The sequence below is a fragment of the Pseudomonas sp. Q1-7 genome (assembly GCF_028010285.1).
GTDB lineage: Bacteria > Pseudomonadota > Gammaproteobacteria > Pseudomonadales > Pseudomonadaceae > Metapseudomonas.
In genome coordinates this window covers 3,814,135-3,834,253 of the sequence record NZ_CP116304.1, presented here as the reverse complement: position 1 = coordinate 3,834,253, position 20,119 = coordinate 3,814,135, and the positions used below count along the sequence as shown (strand labels likewise).

Here is a 20,119-nt window from a genome sequence, read left to right as displayed (position 1 = left end):
ATGAGTCTGCAAGGTAAGGTGGCACTGGTCACCGGTGCGAGCCGCGGCATTGGCCAGGCTATTGCTCTCGAACTGGGCCGTCAGGGCGCCGTGGTGATCGGCACCGCGACCACCGCTTCCGGTGCCGAGCGCATCGCCGAGTACCTCAAGAGCAGCGGCATCGAAGGTGCCGGCCTGGTTCTGGATGTCAGCGACGACGAATCGGTCGCCAGCACCCTGGAGCACATCCAGCAGCACCTCGGTCAGCCGCTGATCCTGGTGAACAACGCCGGCATCACCCGCGACAACCTGATGCTGCGCATGAAAGATGACGAGTGGTTCGATGTCATCAACACCAACCTGAACAGCCTGTACCGCCTGTCCAAGGCCGTGCTGCGCGGTATGACCAAGGCTCGCTGGGGCCGCATCATCAACATCGGTTCGGTGGTGGGTGCCATGGGCAACGCCGGACAGACAAACTACGCGGCCGCAAAGGCCGGCCTGGAAGGTTTCAGTCGCGCGCTGGCGCGTGAGGTCGGCTCCCGTGCCATCACCGTCAACGCGGTAGCACCGGGCTTTATCGACACCGACATGACTCGCGAACTGCCAGAAGCCCAGCGCGACGCCCTGCTGACCCAGATCCCGCTGGGCCGCCTGGGCCAGGCTGAAGAGATCGCCAGGGTGGTGGGCTTCCTCGCTTCCGACGGCGCGGCCTACGTCACCGGCGCGACCATTCCGGTCAACGGCGGCATGTACATGAGCTGAATGTGACGAATCCCTTCAGGAAGCTGTCATATGGGCTGTCTAGAATTCGCTATAACAGTGCAGCCGGGTTATAGACATTTCGTTGCGGCGATCCGGAAGGGGTTCAGGCGTTCTGCTTGAAATGCGGAAAACCCTTTCTATACACTGCAGCCCCAGCTGCACGGATTTTTCCATAGGAGTGAAAACAAGGTATGAGCACCATCGAAGAACGCGTCAAGAAAATCGTCGCCGAGCAACTGGGCGTCAAAGAAGACGAAGTCACCAACAGCGCTTCCTTCGTTGAAGACCTGGGCGCCGACTCCCTTGACACCGTTGAGCTGGTGATGGCTCTGGAAGAGGAATTCGAGACCGAAATCCCGGACGAGCAAGCCGAGAAGATCACCACCGTTCAGGAAGCCATCGACTACATCAACGCCCACGCGCAGTAATGTAGTCGTCGGTTCCCCGACGCGGAAAAGCCGCACGACCCGACCGGGCGTGCGGCTTTTCTTTAGCCGATTGTTGAAAATCCGCGATGGCGAATGTTACCTGCCGGGCTTTTCAAGAGTCTGTTAACCCGAATCAACCGCCGTGAAGATTGAAGAAGGAGATCGCTGTGTCGCGTAGACGCGTCGTGGTCACTGGCCTTGGCATGCTGTCGCCGCTGGGTACCGATGTACCGAGCACCTGGCAGGGAATTCTGGCTGGCCGTAGTGGCATCGGTCCGATCGAACATATGGACCTTTCCGCCTACTCCACCCGTTTCGGCGGCTCGGTGAAGGGCTTCAATGTCGAGGAGTACCTGTCGGCCAAGGAAGCGCGCAAGCTCGACCTGTTCATCCAGTACGGTCTTGCCGCCAGCTTCCAGGCCGTGCGTGACTCGGGGCTCGAGGTCACCGATGCCAATCGCGAGCGCATTGGTGTCGCCATGGGCTCCGGCATTGGCGGCCTGACCAACATCGAGAACAACTGCAAGTCGCTGCACGAGCAGGGGCCGCGGCGTATCTCGCCGTTCTTCGTGCCTGGTTCGATCATCAACATGGTGTCCGGCTTCCTGTCGATCCACCTGGGTATCCAGGGCCCGAACTACGCCATCGCTACCGCCTGCACCACCGGCACCCACTGCATCGGCATGGCCGCGCGCAATATCGCTTACGGCGAGGCCGACGTGATGGTTGCGGGTGGTTCCGAGATGGCCGCTTGCGGCCTCGGTCTGGGCGGATTCGGCGCTGCCCGGGCGCTGTCCACCCGCAATGACGACCCCGCGCGCGCCAGCCGTCCCTGGGACAAGGGCCGCGACGGCTTCGTGCTGTCCGACGGTGCCGGCGCCCTGGTGCTGGAGGAGTTGGAGCATGCCAAGGCCCGCGGGGCAACCATCTATGCGGAGCTGATCGGCTTCGGCATGAGCGGTGACGCTTTCCATATGACGTCGCCGCCGGACGATGGCGCCGGTGCCGCGCGCTGCATGCGCAACGCCCTGCGTGATGCCGGTCTGAACGTCGATCAGGTGCAGTACGTGAACGCCCATGGCACCTCGACGCCGGCTGGCGATGTGGCTGAGGCCATGGCGCTCAAGTCGGTGTTCGGCGATCACGCCTACAAGCTCGCCGTCAGTTCCACCAAGTCCATGACCGGCCACCTGCTGGGCGCCGCCGGTGCCGTGGAGGCGATTTTCAGCGTGCTGGCCCTGCGTGATCAGGTGGCGCCGCCCACCATCAACCTCGATGAGCCGGATGAAGGCTGCGACCTCGATTTCGTGCCCCACGAAGCGCGCTCCATGCCCATCGATGTCGTGTTGTCCAACTCCTTCGGCTTCGGCGGCACCAACGGTTCCCTGGTGTTCCGCCGGTTCGCGGGCTGATGCCGAACTGGGTCGACGGTCATCCTGCCGAGTCGATATCCATCAAGGATCGCGGCCTGGCATACGGCGATGGGCTTTTCGAGACCATCGCCGTCCGTGCCGGCCGCCCCCCGCTGCTTGAGTACCACATGGCGCGGCTGGCCGAAGGCTGCCGACGCCTTGGCCTTCCTCTCGACCTCCAGCAGATGCGCACCGAATTGCTGGCCTTTTCGGCCGGGCTGGGGGAGGGGGTCGTCAAGCTGATGGTCACCCGTGGCGAAGGCTTGCGAGGCTATGCACCTCCACCGGTCGCCTTGCCCCGGCGCATTCTGCAGAGCGGCCCGTTTCCGGCTTACCCGGAAAGCCATCGGGAGCAGGGCGTCCAGCTCTTCCCCTGTGCGACGCGTCTTGCCGAGCAGCCGCTGCTGGCGGGCCTCAAGCATTTGAATCGCCTGGAACAGGTGCTGGCCCGTGCCGAGTGGCAGGGCAGCGAGTTCGCCGAGGGCCTGATGCGGGACCAGGCCGGTCGTGTGGTCGAGGGCGTATTCAGCAACCTCTTCATCGCGCGTGATGGTGTGCTGGTGACTGCCGACCTGTCCCGTTGCGGGGTCGCCGGTGTCATGCGTGCGGCGCTGCTGGACGCCGTCGGTGCGGCGGGTATTCCGGCGGAGGTGCGTGACATCGTCTTCGAAGAATTCCTCCAGGCCGATGAGGTGTTCCTCTGCAACAGCCTCTTCGGTATTTGGCCGGTGCGTTCTGTAACAGGCCATCACTGGCCGGTCGGGCCGCTGACCCGTAAACTTCAGGCCATCGCCCGCGATCTACTGGACATCTGATTCGTGATACGCAAATTCCTGCTGATGCTGGAGGCAGGCCTGCTCCTTGCCGGCTTGTTGGTGGCCTTTGCCGGCTGGCAGCAACGCGTTACCCTCCAGCAACCCCTGAACATCTCCGCCGAGCGGATGCTCGATGTCCCGGCTGGTGCCACGCCGGGCGGCCTGCTCAACCGCCTGGAACAAGAGGGGGTGCTGAACAATGCCTTCTGGTTGCGCCAGTACTGGCGCTTCAACCTGGCCAACGCCTCCCTGCACAGTGGCGAGTACCGCGTAACCCCCGGAATGCGCGCGGTCGACCTGCTGGAGCTCTGGCAGCGCGGTGCGGTGGTGCAGTACAGCCTGACCTTGGTGGAAGGCTGGAGCTTCCGCCAGGTCCGCGCGGCGCTGGCCAAGCAGGCCAAGCTCGAGCAGACCCTGACCAATGTCGACGATGCCGAACTGATGGCTCGTCTCGGTCGCCCGGGCGAGTACCCCGAAGGCCGCTTCTTTCCCGATACCTATCGCTACGTGCGTGGCATGCGCGATATCGACCTGCTGAAGCAGGCGCGCGATCGTCTCGATCAGGTACTGGCGGAGGAGTGGAGCAAACGCGCGGAGCAGTTGCCTTACAAGGACCCCTACCAGGCACTGATCATGGCGTCCCTGGTGGAGAAGGAGACTGGCGTGGCGACCGAGCGCAAGCAGATTGCCGGCGTCTTCGTCCGTCGCCTGCGAACCGGCATGCTGCTGCAGACCGACCCGACCGTGATCTACGGTCTCGGCGAGCGCTACAACGGCAACCTGACTCGTGACCATCTGCGCGAGGCGACGCCCTACAACACCTACGTCATCAGTGGTCTGCCGCCAACGCCGATCGCCCTTGCCGGACGTGAGGCCATCCATGCCGCATTGCATCCCGCTTCGGGCCGGAGCCTCTATTTCGTCGCCCGTGGTGATGGCAGCCATGTATTCTCCGAGACCCTGGGCGAGCACAACCAGGCCGTGCGCGACTTCCAGCTGAAGCGCCGCAGCGACTATCGCTCGAGCCCGGCCCCGCAATGAATAAGGACACCCAGTGAGCGGTCTGTTCATCACATTAGAAGGCCCCGAAGGCGCCGGAAAAAGTACCAACCGCGAGTACCTCGCCGAGCGTTTGCGCGCTCATGGCATCGAAGTGGTATTGACCCGCGAGCCGGGTGGTACGCCCCTGGCGGAACGCATCCGCGAGTTGCTGCTGACGCCCAGCGACGAAGCCATGGGCGTCGATACCGAGCTCTTGCTGGTATTCGCTGCCCGTGCCCAGCACCTGGAGGGCGTCATCAGACCGGCCCTGGCTGGCGGCGCCGTGGTGCTCTGCGACCGTTTCACGGATGCCACCTATGCCTACCAGGGGGGCGGGCGGGGCTTGCCCGAGGCCCGTATCGCGCTGCTGGAGAACTTCGTTCAGGGCGATCTGCGCCCGGACCTGACACTGGTCTTCGACCTGCCGGTGGAGATCGGCCTGCGCCGCGCCGCCGCCCGTGGTCGCCTAGACCGATTCGAGCAGGAGCAGCGCGGCTTCTTCGAAGCAGTGCGCCAGGCCTATCTGCAGCGAGCGCAGGCGGCCAGGGAGCGTTACAAGGTGATCGACGCTTCATTGCCCCTGGTGGACGTGCAGGCCAATCTCGACAAGCTGCTGCCGGACCTGTTGGAGCGTTGCCATGGCTGATGCCTACCCCTGGCAGGAGGGGGTGTGGCGGCAACTGGCCGGACGTGCGCAACACGCCCACGCCTACCTGCTGCACGGCCCCGCCGGCATTGGCAAGCGCGCGCTGGCCGAACGCCTGATGGCGAGGCTGCTGTGTCAGAGCCCGGTCGGACTCGATGCCTGCGGCCAGTGCAAGGCTTGCCTGCTGCTGGCCGCCAGCACCCATCCCGATGCCTTCGTGCTGGAGCCGGAAGAGGCCGACAAGGCCATCCGCGTCGACCAGGTGCGCGAGCTGGTCGAGTTCGTGGTTCAGACCGCACAGCTCGGCGGGCGCAAGGTGGTGTTGCTGGAGCCCGCCGAGGCGATGAACATCAATGCCTCCAACGCTCTGCTCAAAAGCCTGGAAGAGCCCTCCGGCGATACCGTTCTGCTGCTGATCAGCCACCAGCCCAGCCGCCTGTTGCCGACCATCAAGAGCCGTTGCGTGCAGCAGGCCTGTCCGCTGCCCAGTGAGGTCCAGAGCCTGGCCTGGCTCGCTTCGGCCTTGCCGGATGCGACGCCCGAAGCACTGCGCGAGCTGCTGGTGCTGGCCGGTGGTTCGCCGCTGTCGGCGCTGCGTCTGGAAGGGCAGGGCGTGCGTGCGCAGCGCGCCGAAGTGGTGGAAGGGGTGAAGCGGCTGCTCAAGCAGCAGGTGGGGGCCAGTCAACTGGCCGAAGGCTGGAACGCGGTGCCGCTGCCGCTGCTGTTCGAATGGTTCTGCGACTGGGCGCAACTGATGCTGCGCTACCAGCTCACTCGCGACGAAGCCGGGCTCGGGCTGGGTGACATGCGCAAGGTGGTGCAGTACCTGGCCGACAAGGCGCCGCAGCACAAGGTCCTCGCAATGCAGGAATGGCTGCTGCAGCAACGGCAGAAGGTCCTGAACAAGGCCAACCTCAACCGTGTCTTGCTTCTCGAAGCGCTTCTGGTCCAGTGGGCAAGCTTGCCCGGGCCGGGCTAGAATCGGTGGCTGAACCAGCTTGCCAGGAAATAACGCATGAGCCTGCCACCGAATCTGGGTCCGCGTAACGGGATTCTGTCCTTGACCATCAAGGACAAGTCCGTGCTGTACGCCGCCTACATGCCGTTCATCAAGAACGGTGGCCTGTTCATTCCGACCAACAAGACCTACAAGCTTGGTGACGAAGTTTTCATGCTGCTCAACCTGATGGATGAGCAGGAGAAGATTCCGGTCGCCGGCAAGGTGGTCTGGATTACCCCCAAGGGCGCCCAGGGCAATCGCGCAGCGGGCATTGGCGTCCAGTTCAACGACAGTGACAGCGGCGCGCGTAACAAGATCGAGACCTACCTCGCCGGCGCCCTCAAGTCCGACCGTCCCACTCACACGATGTAACCGGCCGTCAGGCGCGGGCTACAAGCGTCGGGCTTGAAGCTCGGCGCCTGCGCCTGGAGCCATGAACCATGTTGATCGATTCCCACTGCCACCTGGACCGCCTCGACCTGGCCGCCCACGGTGGTTCACTGGATGCCGCCCTGGATGCCGCCCGTGCCCGCGGAGTCAGCCAATTCCTCTGCATTGGCGTGAGTGCCGAGAATGCCGCCGCGGTAAAGTCCCTGGCCGAGCGCTACGAGGATGTGCATTGTTCCGTTGGCGTCCATCCCCTTGACCTGCAGCCAGGCGAGTCCCTGGCGCTGGATTGGCTGCTCGGCGAGCTGGCGCATCCGCGGGTGGTGGCCATTGGCGAAACCGGTCTGGACTACCACTACGAACCCGAGGCCGCAGCGCTTCAGCAGCAGGCCTTCCGCCTGCATCTGGAGGCGGCGAAAGTGACCGGCAAGCCGGTCATCGTGCATACCCGCGAAGCCAGAGCCGACACCCTGGCATTGCTCCGAGAGGCGGCGCTACCCCAGGCCGGTGTGCTGCATTGCTTCACTGAAGACTGGGACATGGCCCGCGCCGCGCTGGACCTGGGCTTCTATATCTCGCTGTCCGGTATCGTGACCTTCCGCAATGCCGATGCCCTGCGCGAGGTGGCCCGTCAGGTACCGGCCGATCGCCTGCTGGTAGAGACCGACTCGCCCTATCTCGCCCCCGTCCCTCATCGCGGAAAGCCCAACCTGCCGCAATACGTGCGCGAGGTGGCGGAGTTCCTGGCGGACTTGCGTGGTGTACCTTTCGAGGTCCTTGCCGAGCAGACCGGCGAGAACTACCTGCGCCTGTTTCCCCTTGCGCGACGCGCATGAGCGCTGCCTCCATGCCGGCTGGAAAATGCTGCACGCAAAAAAAACCCGGGTTCTGGGGGATGAATCCGGGTCAAGACCATTAGGAGTAAAACAAAGGAACGCGATCCACGGTTCCTCGACTGGCTGGGCACTTGGGGGGAGATGCCGCGCGCCAGTAAGAAGAAGTATTGGCCATTATCCCCACGCGTCCAGACAGGCTGGCGGCGATTCTTAAACCTATTTGGAATACACCGGCGTCGGCTGAGTCCTCATGCGTCTGCCATCTGGCGCAACAACGCCAGGGTGTCGTCTATCACGCGGGGTTCGGTGTAGAAGTGCGGAGAGAGGCGAATGCCGCCGCCCCTCAGGGCACAGACTACCTGCTCGGCCCGCAGTCGTTCGAACAGCGCCTGATTGTCCCAGCCGTCCAGGCGAAAGTTGAGGATGCCGGCCCGGCGTACCGGATTCAGCGGACTCAGCAGTTGCGTGCCGGGAATCTGCATCAACCCGTCCTGCAACCATTGCACCCGTTCCGCCAATGCTGCCGCCACCTGCACCATGCCGACCTGTTCCAGCAGCGACAGGCTGGCCTCCAGGGCCATGGCGCCCAGCATGTTGGGACTGCCGCATTCGAAGCGGCGGGCGGTGCGCGAGGGTTCCCAATCGGCGCGTTCGTAGTCGCCAGGGTGTTCCAGCATGTGCCAGCCGTATTCATGCAGTTTCAACTGCTGGCGCAGATCACTGCGGCAATAGAAGACGCCCAGGCCTTCAGGGCCGAGCATCCACTTGTGGCCGTCGGCCATGGCGAACGCGCAATCGATGGACTGGACGTCGAAGGGCAGGGCGCCGAGTTGCTGGATGGCGTCGACACAGAAAAGCACGCCTCGCTGGCGGCACGCCTGGCCCAGCCGCTGCAGGTCCAGGCGCAGGCCGCTGGCGTATTGCACGGCGCTGATCGAGAGGAGTCGGGTGCGCGGCCCACAGGCGGCGAGCAGGGCGCCTTCCGGATCGCTCTCGTCCAGCGGCACTTGGATAGTCGTCACTCCATAGCGTCTCAGGGCTTCCCAGACGACTCGGTTGGAGGGGAACTCCTGGTCGCTGATGACGACCTGGTCGCCCTCCATCCAGTCCAGGCCGAAAGCTACGAAGGACAGGGCTTCAGATGTATTCTTGACCAGTGCGAGATCGGCGGTGGTCGGGGCGTTCAGTAGTCTGGCCAGGCGTTCGCGCAGACGACGTTCTACACTCAGCCAGTCTGGATAGTCCCTGGCGCCTAGGCGCCAGTTCTCTTCGGCAAAACGCTGGACCGCACGGGTCGCGCGTTTCGGCCAGGGGGCGACGGCCGCATGGTTGAGATAGCGGAGGCCGTCCGCCTGGGCAAACTCATCTTGCAATACGCTCATAGTCGGATGATCCGTGCATTTTTACGCCAGATAGGCATAATACGCGGCTTGATTTTCGACCCCACAGTCCCTTTATGCAGAAAGAACCCCGTAAAGTCCGTGAGTTCCGCCGCCGCGAGCAGGAAATTCTCGACACCGCCCTCAAGCTCTTCCTCGAAGAGGGCGAAGACAGCGTTACCGTCGAGATGATCGCCGACGCAGTGGGTATCGGCAAAGGCACCATCTACAAGCACTTCAAGTCGAAGGCGGAAATCTACCTGCGCCTGATGCTCGACTACGAGCGTGACCTGAACGCGCTGTTCCATTCCGCCGATGTCGACCGCGACAAGGAAGCCTTGTCGCGCGCCTACTTCGAGTTCCGCATGCGCGATCCGCAGCGCTACCGACTGTTCGACCGCCTGGAGGAAAAGGTGGTGAAGAACAGCCAGGTGCCCGAGATGGTCGAGCAGCTGCACAAGATCCGTGCGTCCAACTTCGAGCGCCTGACCCAGTTGATCAAGGGCCGGATCGCCGAGGGCAAGCTGGAAGACGTGCCGCCGTACTTCCACTACTGCGCCGCCTGGGCGCTGGTGCATGGCGCCGTTGCGCTGTACCACTCGCCGTTCTGGAGCAGTGTGCTGGAGGATCAGGAAGGATTCTTCCAGTTCCTCATGGACATCGGTGTGCGCATGGGCAACAAGCGCAAGCGCGAGTCCGAGTCGCCCGCCAGCTGACGTATTCAGTGCATCCATGACGCGGTCCCGGATATGTGCGGTTCCGGCCGCGGGGATATACTCCGGCGTATCACATGCCGGAGCGTCCCATGATCGTTGACCGCCAAGGCAGGCGCTTCCGCAACCTGCGCATCAGCCTGACCGCCGCCTGCAATTACGCATGCACCTACTGCGTGCCGGACGGCAAGCGTCTCGTCGCGGCCCAGGACGAACTCTCCGCAGAGGCCATGGTGCGTGGCGTGGCCTACCTCATCGAAGCCGCCGGTATCGAACGCCTGCGCATTACCGGCGGTGAGCCGCTGGTCAGTCCCAGGCTCGATCCTTTCCTTCGGGCCGTCAGCACGCTCGGCCTCGAAGATATCAGCCTGACCAGCAACGGCCAGTTGCTGTCGCGTAAGCTGCCGCTGCTGCTGGACTGCGGTATCCGCCGTCTGAACATCTCCCTGGATACCCTGGATGCCGAAGCATTCCGTGGCATTGCCCGCGGAGGTGACCTGGCGACCGTGCTCAGGGGGCTCGAAGAGGCGAGGGCGGCGGGACTCAGGATCAAGGTCAACATGGTCCCCTTGCGCGGCAAGAACCTCGACCAGGTTCTGCCTTTGCTGGATTACTGCCTCGAACGAGGTTTCGAGCTGCGCTTTATCGAGCTGATGCGCATGGGTCACCTGGCCCGTGATCCCAATGCCTTCCATCAGCAGTTCGTGGGGCTGGAGGAGCTGTTGGCGCTGATCGGAACCGCCCATGAATTCGTCCAGGCCGATGCGCCGCTGGATGCCACGGCATTGCGCTACCGAGTGCCGCACTTGGGGCATTTCGGCGTGATCGCCAACGAGAGCGTGCCGTTCTGTCGAACCTGTTCGCGCCTGCGCCTGTCGTCCACCGGCTGGCTGCATGGTTGCCTGTCGTCGAGCAACCGCCACTATGTCGGCGACCTGCTGGAGAAGCCGCGCCACGAGGCCTTGCCGGCGTTGCAGCGTCTGTTGGTGAAGGCGCTCGCCGATAAGCAGGACGTCGCGTTCTCCGGCGGTGTGACTGTGATGAAGATCATTGGCGGCTGATGGCGCGGAAGCTGCATTGGTTCTCTATCCGCCGGTTTTTCGTCACCGGCGCGTGGAGGACATACGATGCGTAGCATGATTCTGTTGCTGGCGATTCTCGGCCTGGTGGGCTGCATGAAGGTCAGTGACATGGCTGAAGGCACTCGCGAGCAGTTGAGCGATGCCGGATTCCTGGACCACAGCGATACCCGTCGCGCCAGCCCCTGGCGCTTGCAGGCGGACTCCTTCATCTATATCGCCCAAGGTTACTTCGTGCCGCCGGGCTCGCCTTATCCGCGGCCCAATGTGGTGGCCGAGGAGGCTTTCAGCGGTTTTGTCGAGTATTTCCCCATGGTGCGCCGCGCCAAGGGGCCGGCCGGCCTCGAAGAGGCCATGGGTCAAGCTCGTGCGGTGGGCGCGCATTATCTGCTGTACGCACGTTTCGCCAGCGCCGATGACCGCATCGGCACGGTCGAAGAGTGGGAGGATCAGGAGGCACTGGACCGGCTCGGGCGCGACCGTGGTGTGATACAGCTGATGCTGATCGAGACCAACACCCGCTATCTGGTCGACACGGCCCGCATCCACAGTCGTGGCGGTTTTCTGACGTTCTACGATTCCAGGCCCGAGGACCTGATTGGGCCGCCGCTGGAAGAGTATGCTCGCAGTCTCATTGGATTGAGTCGTTGAGGAGATGGGCATGAGCGATCCCGGCAAGGCCGGTGATTTGTTGGCGCAGATTGCCACGGCAGATAACCCGGGCGGCGCGCCCGTTCATCTGTGGAACCCGCCGTTCTGCGGCGATATCGACATGCGCATCGCCCGGGACGGCACCTGGTTCTACCTGGGAACGCCAATTGGCCGCAAGCCCATGGTCAAGCTGTTCTCCAGCGTGATTCGCAAGGATGGCGAGGATTATTTCCTGGTGACGCCGGTGGAGAAGGTGGGCATCCAGGTCGACGACGCCCCCTTCGTGGCCGTGGAGCTGCGCGTGGACGGTAGGGGTGAGTCGCAGCGACTGCGCTTCATCACCAATGTCGAAGACGAGGTGGTGGCCGGTAGCGCGCATCCGCTAAGGGTCGAACTGGACCCTGACACCCAGGAGCCTTCGCCCTATGTGCTGGTGCGCGGCAACCTTGAAGCGCTGATCCATCGCAATGTCTTCTACCAGTTGGTGGAGCTGGCTGTCCCGCACGAGGTCAATGGCGCCATCTGGCTTGGTGTGTGGAGCGGCGGAGCGTTCTTTCCCATCGGCCCCCTGCCGGAATAATCCGGAAGACGGCAACGAAAAAGGCTCCCTCGGGAGCCTTTTTCGTGACGGCTTACATGTTGGGGTAGTTCGGGCCTCCGGTGCCTTCCGGGGCCACCCAGGTAATGTTCTGGGCGGGGTCCTTGATGTCGCAGGTCTTGCAGTGCACACAGTTCTGGGCGTTGATCTGGAAGCGCTTGCTGCCGTCTTCGTTCGCCACCACTTCATACACGCCAGCCGGGCAGTAGCGCTGCGCCGGCTCGTCATACAGGGGCAGGTTCTTGGCGATCGGGATGCTCGCGTCGGCCAGCTTCAGGTGACAGGGTTGTTCCTCTTCGTGGTTGGTATTGGAGAGGAACACCGAGCTGAGCTTGTCGAAGCTGATCTTGCCGTCCGGCTTCGGATATTCGATGCGCTGGGACTGGGCGGCGGGCTTCAGGCAGGCGTAGTCCGGCTTGTTGTCGTGCAGGGTGAAGGGGATCTTGCCGCCGAACCAGTTCTGGTCGATGTAGTTGAAGGCACCACCCACCAGGGCGCCGTACTTGTGAATGGCGGCGCCGAAGTTGCGGCTGCGGAACAATTCGTCGTACAGCCAGCTGGACTTGAAGGCATCGACGTAGCCGGCCAGCTCGTCACCGCCTTCCTTGCCGGCGACCAGGGCAGCGGCAACGGCTTCGGCGGCCAGCATACCGGATTTCATGGCGGTGTGGCTGCCCTTGATTTTGGCGAAGTTCAGGGTGCCCAGGTCGCAACCGATCAGGGCGCCGCCCGGGAAGACCATCTTCGGCAGCGAATTCAGGCCGCCCTTGCAGATGGCGCGGGCGCCGTAGGCCACGCGCTTGCCGCCTTCCAGGTACTGTTTGATCACCGGGTGGTGCTTGTAGCGCTGGAATTCGTCGAAGGGTGACAGGTAGGCGTTGGCATAGGACAGGTCGATGATCAGGCCGACCACCACCTGGTTGTTTTCCAGGTGATAGAGGAAGGAGCCACCGGTGTTCTCAGTGCCCATGATGTCCATCGGCCAACCGGCGGTGTGGACCACCAGTCCGGGCTGGTGCTTGGCCGGGTCGATGTCCCAGATTTCCTTGATGCCGATGCCGTAGTGCTGGGCGTCGGCTTCGGAGTCGAGGTTGTACTTCTTGATCAGTTGCTTACCGATATGGCCACGGCAGCCTTCGGCGAACAGGGTGTACTTGGCGCGCAGTTCCATGCCGGGGGTGTAGTAACCCTCTTTCGGGTTACCTTCGCGATCCACGCCCAGATCGCCGGTGATGATGCCGCGCACCACGCCGTTCTCGTCGATCAGCGCTTCCTGGGCGGCGAAGCCCGGGTAGATTTCCACGCCCAGGCCTTCGGCTTGCTGGGCCAGCCAGCGGCAGAGATTGCCCAGGGAGATGATATAGTTGCCCTCGTTGTGCATGGTCTTGGGCACGAACAGGTCGGGAACCCTGATGGCGGAATCGGCATCCTTGAGCATATAGATGTCGTCGCGGGTCACCGGAGTGTTCAGCGGGGCGCCGAGATCTTTCCAGTCAGGGAAGAGTTCGTTAAGGGCTCGCGGTTCGAATACGGCGCCAGAGAGAATGTGGGCGCCCACTTCGGAACCCTTCTCGACCACGCATACGCTGATCTCCTGACCCGCTTGCGCAGCCTGCTGCTTCAGTCGGCACGCGGCGGACAGGCCAGCAGGGCCAGCGCCGACGATGACGACGTCGAATTCCATGTATTCGCGTTCCACAGTCAATCTCCTCAAGGCTCTTCGATATTTTGTGTTGGAGGGCTAGGCTCGATCCCTGACCTGAGCGGGCGCATTATATCCAGAGCCTTTGTTCGGTCCAATACAAACGTTTGTTTGAATTTTGTGAAACCCTGATAGGATAAGGCTCTGCGGCTTATGGCGGGGTATTTTTCTGTATTGACCCGAATAGGCGATCCGGTCAAGATACGGGCGGTTTTGCGCTCGCTGTCTGGGCTGAGAGTCGGTTCCGGCCGACCTGCAACACTGGCCAGGCTCGTCTTGGCGACATTCTTATTAACCGGAGAGTAACGAGGAATCCATGAAGGTTCTTGTAGCTGTCAAACGAGTGGTCGACTACAACGTCAAGGTCCGCGTCAAGGCGGACAACTCCGGCGTCGACCTCGCCAACGTGAAGATGTCGATGAACCCCTTCTGCGAAATCGCCGTGGAAGAAGCCGTCCGTCTGAAAGAGAAAGGCGTAGCGAGTGAAATCGTCGTCGTCACCATCGGCCCGAACACCGCTCAAGAGCAGCTGCGTACGGCCCTGGCCCTGGGCGCCGACCGTGCGATCCTGGTGGAATCCGCCGACGAACTGAACTCCCTCGCCGTGGCCAAGCTGCTGAAAGCCGTGGTCGACAAGGAGCAGCCGCAACTGGTGATCCTCGGCAAGCAGGCCATCGACAGCGACAACAACCAGACCGGCCAGATGCTCGGCGCCCTCACGGGCTACGCCCAGGGCACTTTCGCCTCCAAGGTTGAAGTCGCCGGCGACAAGGTCAACGTCACCCGTGAGATCGACGGCGGCCTGCAGACCGTCGCGCTGAACCTGCCGGCGATCGTCACCACCGACCTGCGCCTGAATGAACCGCGCTACGCGTCGCTGCCGAACATCATGAAAGCCAAGAAGAAGCCGCTGGACGTGGTGACCCCGGAGGCCCTGGGCGTTGCCACCGGGTCCACCGTGAAGACCCTGAAAGTCGAAGCACCGGCCGCCCGCCAGGCCGGTATCAAGGTCAAGTCCGTGGCCGAACTGGTCGACAAACTGAAGAACGAGGCGAAGGTAATCTGATGGCTATCCTGGTTGTTGCTGAACACACTAACGCCGCGCTGGCAGCCGCCACCCTCAACACCGTGACCGCCGCTCAGAAGATCGGTGGCGACATCCACGTGCTGGTCGCCGGCCAGGGCGTCGGCGCTGCCGCCGAGGCCGCTGCCAAGATCGCCGGTGTATCCAAGGTCCTGGTCGCCGACAACGCCGCCTACGCGCATCAGCTGCCGGAAAACGTCGCGCCGCTGATCGCCGAACTCGGCAAGGGCTACAGCCATGTGCTGGCCGCCGCCACCACCAACGGCAAGAACTACCTGCCGCGCGTGGCCGCCCTGCTGGACGTCGACCAGATCTCCGAGATCATCGCCGTCGAGAGCGCCGACACCTTCAAGCGTCCGATCTACGCCGGCAACGCCATCGCCACCGTGCAGTCTTCCGCGGCCGTGAAGGTGATCACCGTGCGCACCACCGGTTTCGATGCCGCCGCTGCCGAAGGTGGTTCCGCTGCCGTCGAGGCCGTGGGTAGCGTATCCGATGCCGGCACGTCCGCCTTTGTCGGCGAAGAACTGGCCAAGTCCGACCGTCCTGAACTGACCGCTGCCAAGATCGTCGTCTCCGGCGGCCGTGGCATGCAGAACGGCGACAACTTCAAGCACCTCTACGCCCTGGCCGACAAGCTGGGCGCTGCCGTGGGTGCGTCCCGTGCCGCGGTCGACGCCGGCTTCGTGCCGAACGACATGCAGGTCGGCCAGACCGGCAAGATCGTTGCCCCTCAGCTGTACATCGCCGTGGGCATTTCCGGTGCCATCCAGCACCTGGCGGGCATGAAGGACTCCAAGGTGATCGTCGCGATCAACAAGGACGAAGAAGCCCCGATCTTCCAGGTGGCCGACTACGGCTTGGTGGCTGACCTGTTCGAAGCCATCCCGGAACTGGAAAAGCTGCTGTAATAGCACTTCCCGGCCTGCCGTACAGAAAACCCGCTCTCCGGAGCGGGTTTTTTATTGCCTCTCAGCCACGATTGGCGTCAAGGAAGGCCTGGTAATGCCGTGCCGTTTCCTCGGGACGCTCGATCATCGGGGCGTGGCCGCAGTTCTGCATGATCACCACGCTGGGTTTCTTCAGCAGCGGTTTCATCACGGTGATGCTGGAGACATCCAGTACCCGGTCGCGGTCGCCCCAGAGCAGCAAGGTAGGCGCCTCGATGCGGGGCAGCTCGGGCTCCAGCGGGATATAGCGCTCCCGCAGCTGGTGGAACACGTCGTCGTAGTGCGCCTGGCTGGCGACGGACCGTTCGGCCAGCCAGGCTTTGACCGAGTCGGGCAGGGCGGGGGGCACGACGAAGACGAAGTCCAGCATGCGCTGGTAGTCCTCGGCGTTGCGCACCACCAGCGGATTGGGTTGGCCGCTTTCGATCAGGCGGAACAGCTCGCTTTTGTTTGGCGCGCTGATCCCGCCGGTGGAGAACAGGCCCAGGCTGCTGACCTGCTGCGGATAGCGGGCGGCGAAGATTCCGGCAATGTGGCCCCCCATGGAGTTGCCCACAAGGTGGATCTTGCCGAGGCCCAACGCCTTGGCGAAGGACTCCAGGCGCTCGGCCTGGGTGCCCACGTCGTAGCTGCCGTCGGGCCGGTCACTGTCGCCGAAGCCCGGCAGGTCCAGGGCGATGACGCGATAGCGGGCGGTAAAATGGCGGGCGAAGCGCAGCCAGTTGTCCTTGCTGGCGCCGAAACCATGGATCATCACGATGGTTTCGCCCCTGACCGGGCCGCCCTCGTAGTAATGGATGCTAAGATCGCCCAGCGCAATCTGTCGTTCCGACAGGCCGGCCATCTGCCGCTCCAACAGGAGCACGCTGGCCGTTAGCGCCGCCGGGGAGAAATACAGGGTTGCCGCCAAAGCCGTCAGCAGCATGACGACTGCAATGAAGAGTTTCTTCATGGCCAGCTCTTCGCAAATGGTTCTTCCTACTGCCTGTACGCTAGCATGAAGCTCGTGCCAGGCGATGCGGCCCATGCCGCAGCCAATCGAACGTCCAGTCCGGGAAACCTCAGATGCCAAGTCGATTCCACTTTTCGTCCCTGCTCCTCGTGCTCAGCCTGCTGCCCGGATTCGTGCAGGCCGCCGGGAAGTGCGAGCGCCTGGTGGCAACCGGTAATCCCGAATATCCCCCGTATCTCTGGCGCGACCCCGAGAACCCCAAGCAACTGATCGGCGCCAATGCCGATCTGCTCAAGCAGATCGCCACAGAGCTCGGGCTGAAGGTGGATATCCTCTACACCGGTCCCTGGTCCCGTGCCCAGGATGAGGTCCGCACCGGCCGGGTCGACCTGATCGCCGGGGCCTTTCTCACCCTCCCGCGCCTGGAAAACATGGACTACGTCCATCCGGCCTTCCTCGAAACCCAGAGCGTCGTCTGGGTCAAGCGCGACAAGGTATTCCCCTACAACAGTTGGGACGACCTGCGCGAGCGCACGGGCGGTACCCTGGTGAAGAACAGTTTCGGCGAAGCCTTCGACCGCTTCGCCAAGGAAAACCTCAAGCTCGAAGAGGTTCCGAGCCTGACCCAGGCCTACCAGAAGCTCCTGCTGGAGCGGACCGACTACGTGCTCTACGAGCACTACCCCGGCCTGGTGCTGGCCGACACCTTGGGCATGGCCGATGACCTCGTTGCCCTGGAACCGCCGATCTCCAGTGAAGGTCTGTACCTGACCCTGTCCCACAACTCGGCGTGCAACGACCCCTGGCTGCGCGGACAGCTGGCGAAAAAAATGACAGAATTGGTCGCCTCCGGAGTGCCGGAAACCCTGCTGCAGCGCAACCTGGAGCGATGGAAGGCGCTGCAGATGCTGCCCGCCGCCACGGCTGAATGATTAGGAACCCTCTAGTGAGCAAGACACCCCTGTTGGCTGCCGGCCTGGCCGTGCTGGCCCTGGTCGGCTGCGCCAACGACCCGGCCCCCATCGAGCAGATGCGCCTGACCCACAAAGCGGTGGAGCAGGCCAAGGCCGTTGGTGCCACCGAGCAGATCGAGGAAATGAAGCTGGCCCAGGAGAAACTCGCCCTGGCCGAGAAGAACATGGGCGAGCAGGACTACAAGCGCGCCCGTGTCCTGGCCGAGGAAGCCGAACTGGACGCGCGTCTGGCGGAAGCCAAGGTGCTGACCAGGAAGAGCCAGGACCAGTTGGCCGAGCTGACGGCGCGGATCAATCGCCTGCGCAAGCAGTTGGGGGATGTGCAGTGACCCGGAATCATGCAAAGACCGCCGGCCTGCTGCTTGGCCTCGGACTGCTTGGTGGCTGTGCCAACCAGCAGCAGACCGAGCAGAGCCTGGAACAGGCCCGGCAGATGTTCCAGAAGGTGAAGGAAGACCAGGACGTCCTCAGCAGCGCGCCCAAGGATGTCATCCGCGCCGGCGAGTCCCTGGCCCGCGCCGAGCGATTGTCCAGCTACTTGGGTAACGAAGCCGACGTCGCCCACTATGCCTACCTCAGCCAGCGCTACAGCGAGATCGCCAGCCAGCACAGCGAGCAGAGCCTGAACCAGGCTCGCGCCGCCAAACTGCAACTGGAGCGGGAGCGCCTGCAGCTGGCGCTGCGCGAGGCCAAGCTGCTCAGCGTCCAGCAGCAGGGGAAATGGCTGGAAGAGCAGATGATCGCCTTGGCGGCTACCGAGACCGATCGCGGCCTGGTGATGACCCTGGGGGATGTGCTGTTCGATACCGCTCATGCCGACCTCAAGGCCTCGGCCAATCGCACTGTGCTCAAGCTGGTGCAGTTCCTCCAGCTCAACCCGCGACGCGTCGTGCGTATCGAGGGTTATACCGACAGCAGCGGCAACAAGGCGGACAACCTCACGCTCTCCACGGCGCGCGCGCAGGCGGTAGCCGATGCGCTGATCGACCTCGGGGTCGATGCCAGGCGCATCCAGGTCCAGGGTTATGGCGAAGCTTTCCCGGTGGCGGAGAACGCCTCCAACCGGGGCAGGGCGCAGAATCGTCGGGTGGAGATCGTCTTCTCCAACGAAAAAGGCGAACTCGGCCCGGCACGCTGAAACGCGACACGGGAAAGCCCCGATTGCCGTTCGGCGTCGGGGCTTTTTTGTGCCTGGACAATCTCACTGTATCGCACACAATTCATTGATCTGTACCGGTGCAGTTACAGGGCATTCGGATAGTGTTTCGGTCCAGTGATACAGGTACCACCGTCATGACCAATCTGTTGCTCTACCAACGCATCGCCCAGCAACTGGCCGATGATATTCGCCGTGGTGTCTATCAGCCGGGCGAACGCGTGCCGTCGGTGCGCAAGCTCAGTTCCCAGCTCAGCGTCAGCCACGCCACCGTTCTGCAGGCCTATGCCAGCCTGGAGGATCAGGGGCTCATTCGCGCGCGTCCGCAATCCGGTTTCTACGTGCACCAGACCCCGGCGCTGACGGCGTCCACACCGGATATCGCCCGTGTCGAGCGGCCCGGCCTGGTCACCCGCGCCAGCATCATCCAGCAGGTGCTGGCCGAGTCCCGCCGCGAAGGGGTGTTTCCCCTGGGCGCGGCGGTGCCCCATGTCGATTACCTGCCGGTGCGCACCTTGCACCAGCAACTGGCCAAGGTGACCCGGTTCCACAGCCCGCGCGCCTTCAGCTACATGTTCAGCCCCGGCTTCGAGCCACTGAGGCGCCAGGTGGCCATCCGCATGCGCGATGCCGGCGTGGTGGTGGACCCGAGCGAAGTGGTGATCACCCACGGCTGCGTGGATGCCCTGCAGATGAGCCTGCGGGTGCTGACCCGGCCGGGCGACCTGATCGCGACCGAGTCGCCCACGTACTACGGCCTGCTGCAACTGGCCGACCTGCTGGGCCTGAAAGTGATCGAGATCCCCAGCGACCCGACCACAGGGATCAGCCTGGAGGCCCTGCAACTGGCCGCCAACCAGTGGCCGATCAAGGCGCTGGTGTTGACCGCGCGATTGAGCAACCCGCTGGGCGGGACCATTCCCGAGGATCGTCAGAAACAGCTGCTGCGCCTGTCCTCGGACTTCGATATCCAGATCATCGAAGACGACATCTACGGCGAGCTGATGTTCGACCAGGGGCCGTCCAAGGCCATCAAGGCCTACGACCTGGATGACCGGGTGATCTACTGCTCCAGTTTCTCCAAGACCTTGTCCCCCGGTGTGCGCATCGGCTGGATGATCGCCGGCAAGTACCAGGCGGAGATCCAGCGCCTGCAGACCTTCAGCACCCACTCGGCGTGCAGCGTCACCCAGATGGGCGTGGCCGCCTACCTGGAGAACGGTGGCTACGACCGGCACCTGCGCTACATCCGCCAGGAGTACCGAAAGAACCTCACCGCCTTCCAGCTGGGGGTGCAGCAGTACTTCCCCGAAGGCACGCAGATCACCCGTCCCAATGGCGGATTCATCCTCTGGCTCAGCCTGCCGGCCAAGGTGAATACCAAGGATTTGCACGTGCGCGCCCTGCAGCAGGGCATCAGCATTGCGCCGGGGTTGATCTTCAGTAACACCGAACAGTTCAACCACTGCGTGCGGCTGAACTGCGGCATTCCGTGGAACCGTGAAGCCGAGCGCGCCATCATGACCCTCGGCATGCTGGCCAAGCAGCTGTGCCAGGAGGCTGGTCTGTAGG

Annotated in this window: 22 protein-coding genes; 19 read left to right on the top strand and 3 right to left on the bottom strand. The window is 63.4% G+C overall.

What is annotated here, in order from left to right; genetic code table 11:
• The 9 genes from fabG (at position 1) to PJW05_RS17755 (ending at position 7,309) form a co-directional block, all read left to right on the top strand.
• Positions 1-744: a 3-oxoacyl-ACP reductase FabG gene (gene fabG, locus PJW05_RS17795; protein WP_271408295.1), complete on the top strand. Its 744-nt coding sequence runs from the start codon at positions 1-3 to the stop codon at positions 742-744.
• Between the two features lie 191 nt (positions 745-935).
• Positions 936-1,172: an acyl carrier protein gene (gene acpP / locus PJW05_RS17790; RefSeq protein ID WP_016493661.1), complete on the top strand. Its 237-nt coding sequence runs from the start codon at positions 936-938 to the stop codon at positions 1,170-1,172.
• Positions 1,173-1,339: 167 nt separating this feature from the next.
• On the top strand, positions 1,340-2,584 hold the full coding sequence (gene fabF / locus PJW05_RS17785; RefSeq protein ID WP_271408294.1) for a beta-ketoacyl-ACP synthase II: 1,245 nt from the start codon (positions 1,340-1,342) through the stop codon (positions 2,582-2,584).
• A complete protein-coding gene (pabC, locus tag PJW05_RS17780) occupies positions 2,584-3,399 on the top strand; it encodes an aminodeoxychorismate lyase (protein ID WP_271408293.1) in 816 nt (271 codons plus the stop codon). Before fabF ends, pabC begins: the two co-directional genes overlap by 1 nt.
• Before the next feature lie 6 nt (positions 3,400-3,405).
• A complete protein-coding gene (mltG, locus tag PJW05_RS17775; protein WP_271412249.1) occupies positions 3,406-4,440 on the top strand; it encodes an endolytic transglycosylase MltG in 1,035 nt (344 codons plus the stop codon).
• 13 nt (positions 4,441-4,453) lie between these two features.
• A complete protein-coding gene (tmk, locus tag PJW05_RS17770) occupies positions 4,454-5,086 on the top strand; it encodes a dTMP kinase (RefSeq protein ID WP_271408292.1) in 633 nt (210 codons plus the stop codon).
• Complete coding sequence (locus PJW05_RS17765) at positions 5,079-6,065, top strand: DNA polymerase III subunit delta' (protein WP_271408291.1); 987 nt, start codon at positions 5,079-5,081, stop codon at positions 6,063-6,065. The genes tmk and PJW05_RS17765 overlap by 8 nt, the downstream gene beginning before the upstream one ends.
• A gap of 36 nt (positions 6,066-6,101) precedes the next feature.
• Complete coding sequence (locus tag PJW05_RS17760; RefSeq protein ID WP_271408290.1) at positions 6,102-6,458, top strand: PilZ domain-containing protein; 357 nt, start codon at positions 6,102-6,104, stop codon at positions 6,456-6,458.
• Positions 6,459-6,526: 68 nt separating this feature from the next.
• Complete coding sequence (locus PJW05_RS17755) at positions 6,527-7,309, top strand: TatD family hydrolase (protein WP_271408289.1); 783 nt, start codon at positions 6,527-6,529, stop codon at positions 7,307-7,309.
• A gap of 248 nt (positions 7,310-7,557) precedes the next feature.
• On the opposite strand, the gene PJW05_RS17750 is transcribed toward PJW05_RS17755, so the two are convergent.
• Positions 7,558-8,691, bottom strand: a complete 1,134-nt coding sequence (locus PJW05_RS17750; protein ID WP_271408288.1) for an aminotransferase class V-fold PLP-dependent enzyme — start codon at positions 8,689-8,691, stop codon at positions 7,558-7,560.
• 74 nt (positions 8,692-8,765) lie between these two features.
• Here PJW05_RS17750 and PJW05_RS17745 point away from each other — a divergent pair, with 74 nt between their 5' ends.
• The 4 genes from PJW05_RS17745 to PJW05_RS17730 all read left to right on the top strand — a co-directional run bounded on the left by PJW05_RS17745 (position 8,766) and on the right by PJW05_RS17730 (position 11,711).
• Entirely contained in the window at positions 8,766-9,404 is a 639-nt protein-coding gene (locus PJW05_RS17745) for a TetR/AcrR family transcriptional regulator (RefSeq protein WP_271408287.1), read from the top strand.
• Between the two features lie 89 nt (positions 9,405-9,493).
• A complete protein-coding gene (locus PJW05_RS17740; RefSeq protein WP_271408286.1) occupies positions 9,494-10,462 on the top strand; it encodes a GTP 3',8-cyclase MoaA in 969 nt (322 codons plus the stop codon).
• Positions 10,463-10,528: 66 nt separating this feature from the next.
• Entirely contained in the window at positions 10,529-11,131 is a 603-nt protein-coding gene (locus tag PJW05_RS17735) for a DUF4823 domain-containing protein (protein ID WP_271408285.1), read from the top strand.
• A gap of 10 nt (positions 11,132-11,141) precedes the next feature.
• Entirely contained in the window at positions 11,142-11,711 is a 570-nt protein-coding gene (locus tag PJW05_RS17730) for a DUF1285 domain-containing protein (RefSeq protein ID WP_271408284.1), read from the top strand.
• Between the two features lie 52 nt (positions 11,712-11,763).
• Here the strand turns inward: PJW05_RS17730 and PJW05_RS17725 are convergent, their stop codons facing one another.
• A complete protein-coding gene (locus PJW05_RS17725; RefSeq protein WP_271408283.1) occupies positions 11,764-13,428 on the bottom strand; it encodes an electron transfer flavoprotein-ubiquinone oxidoreductase in 1,665 nt (554 codons plus the stop codon).
• Positions 13,429-13,747: 319 nt separating this feature from the next.
• On the opposite strand from PJW05_RS17725, the gene PJW05_RS17720 reads away from it, so the two are divergent.
• Both PJW05_RS17720 and PJW05_RS17715 read left to right on the top strand, forming a co-directional pair.
• Positions 13,748-14,497, top strand: coding sequence for an electron transfer flavoprotein subunit beta/FixA family protein (locus PJW05_RS17720; RefSeq protein WP_271408282.1), 750 nt, complete (start codon positions 13,748-13,750; stop codon positions 14,495-14,497).
• The gene (locus PJW05_RS17715; RefSeq protein WP_271408281.1) at positions 14,497-15,426 is read left to right on the top strand and encodes an electron transfer flavoprotein subunit alpha/FixB family protein; all 930 of its coding nucleotides are present in this window, start codon (positions 14,497-14,499) and stop codon (positions 15,424-15,426) included. The genes PJW05_RS17720 and PJW05_RS17715 overlap by 1 nt, the downstream gene beginning before the upstream one ends.
• Before the next feature lie 61 nt (positions 15,427-15,487).
• On the opposite strand, the gene PJW05_RS17710 is transcribed toward PJW05_RS17715, so the two are convergent.
• Positions 15,488-16,417, bottom strand: a complete 930-nt coding sequence (locus tag PJW05_RS17710; RefSeq protein WP_271408280.1) for an alpha/beta fold hydrolase — start codon at positions 16,415-16,417, stop codon at positions 15,488-15,490.
• A gap of 113 nt (positions 16,418-16,530) precedes the next feature.
• On the opposite strand from PJW05_RS17710, the gene PJW05_RS17705 reads away from it, so the two are divergent.
• The 4 genes from PJW05_RS17705 (at position 16,531) to PJW05_RS17690 (ending at position 20,118) form a co-directional block, all read left to right on the top strand.
• A complete protein-coding gene (locus PJW05_RS17705) occupies positions 16,531-17,349 on the top strand; it encodes a substrate-binding periplasmic protein (protein WP_271408279.1) in 819 nt (272 codons plus the stop codon).
• A 14-nt stretch (positions 17,350-17,363) separates the two neighbouring features.
• Positions 17,364-17,720, top strand: coding sequence for a DUF4398 domain-containing protein (locus PJW05_RS17700; RefSeq protein WP_271408278.1), 357 nt, complete (start codon positions 17,364-17,366; stop codon positions 17,718-17,720).
• On the top strand, positions 17,717-18,529 hold the full coding sequence (locus tag PJW05_RS17695; RefSeq protein ID WP_271408277.1) for an OmpA family protein: 813 nt from the start codon (positions 17,717-17,719) through the stop codon (positions 18,527-18,529). Before PJW05_RS17700 ends, PJW05_RS17695 begins: the two co-directional genes overlap by 4 nt.
• Before the next feature lie 155 nt (positions 18,530-18,684).
• Positions 18,685-20,118, top strand: coding sequence for an aminotransferase-like domain-containing protein (locus PJW05_RS17690; RefSeq protein WP_271408276.1), 1,434 nt, complete (start codon positions 18,685-18,687; stop codon positions 20,116-20,118).
• Position 20,119: the final 1 nt, after the last annotated feature.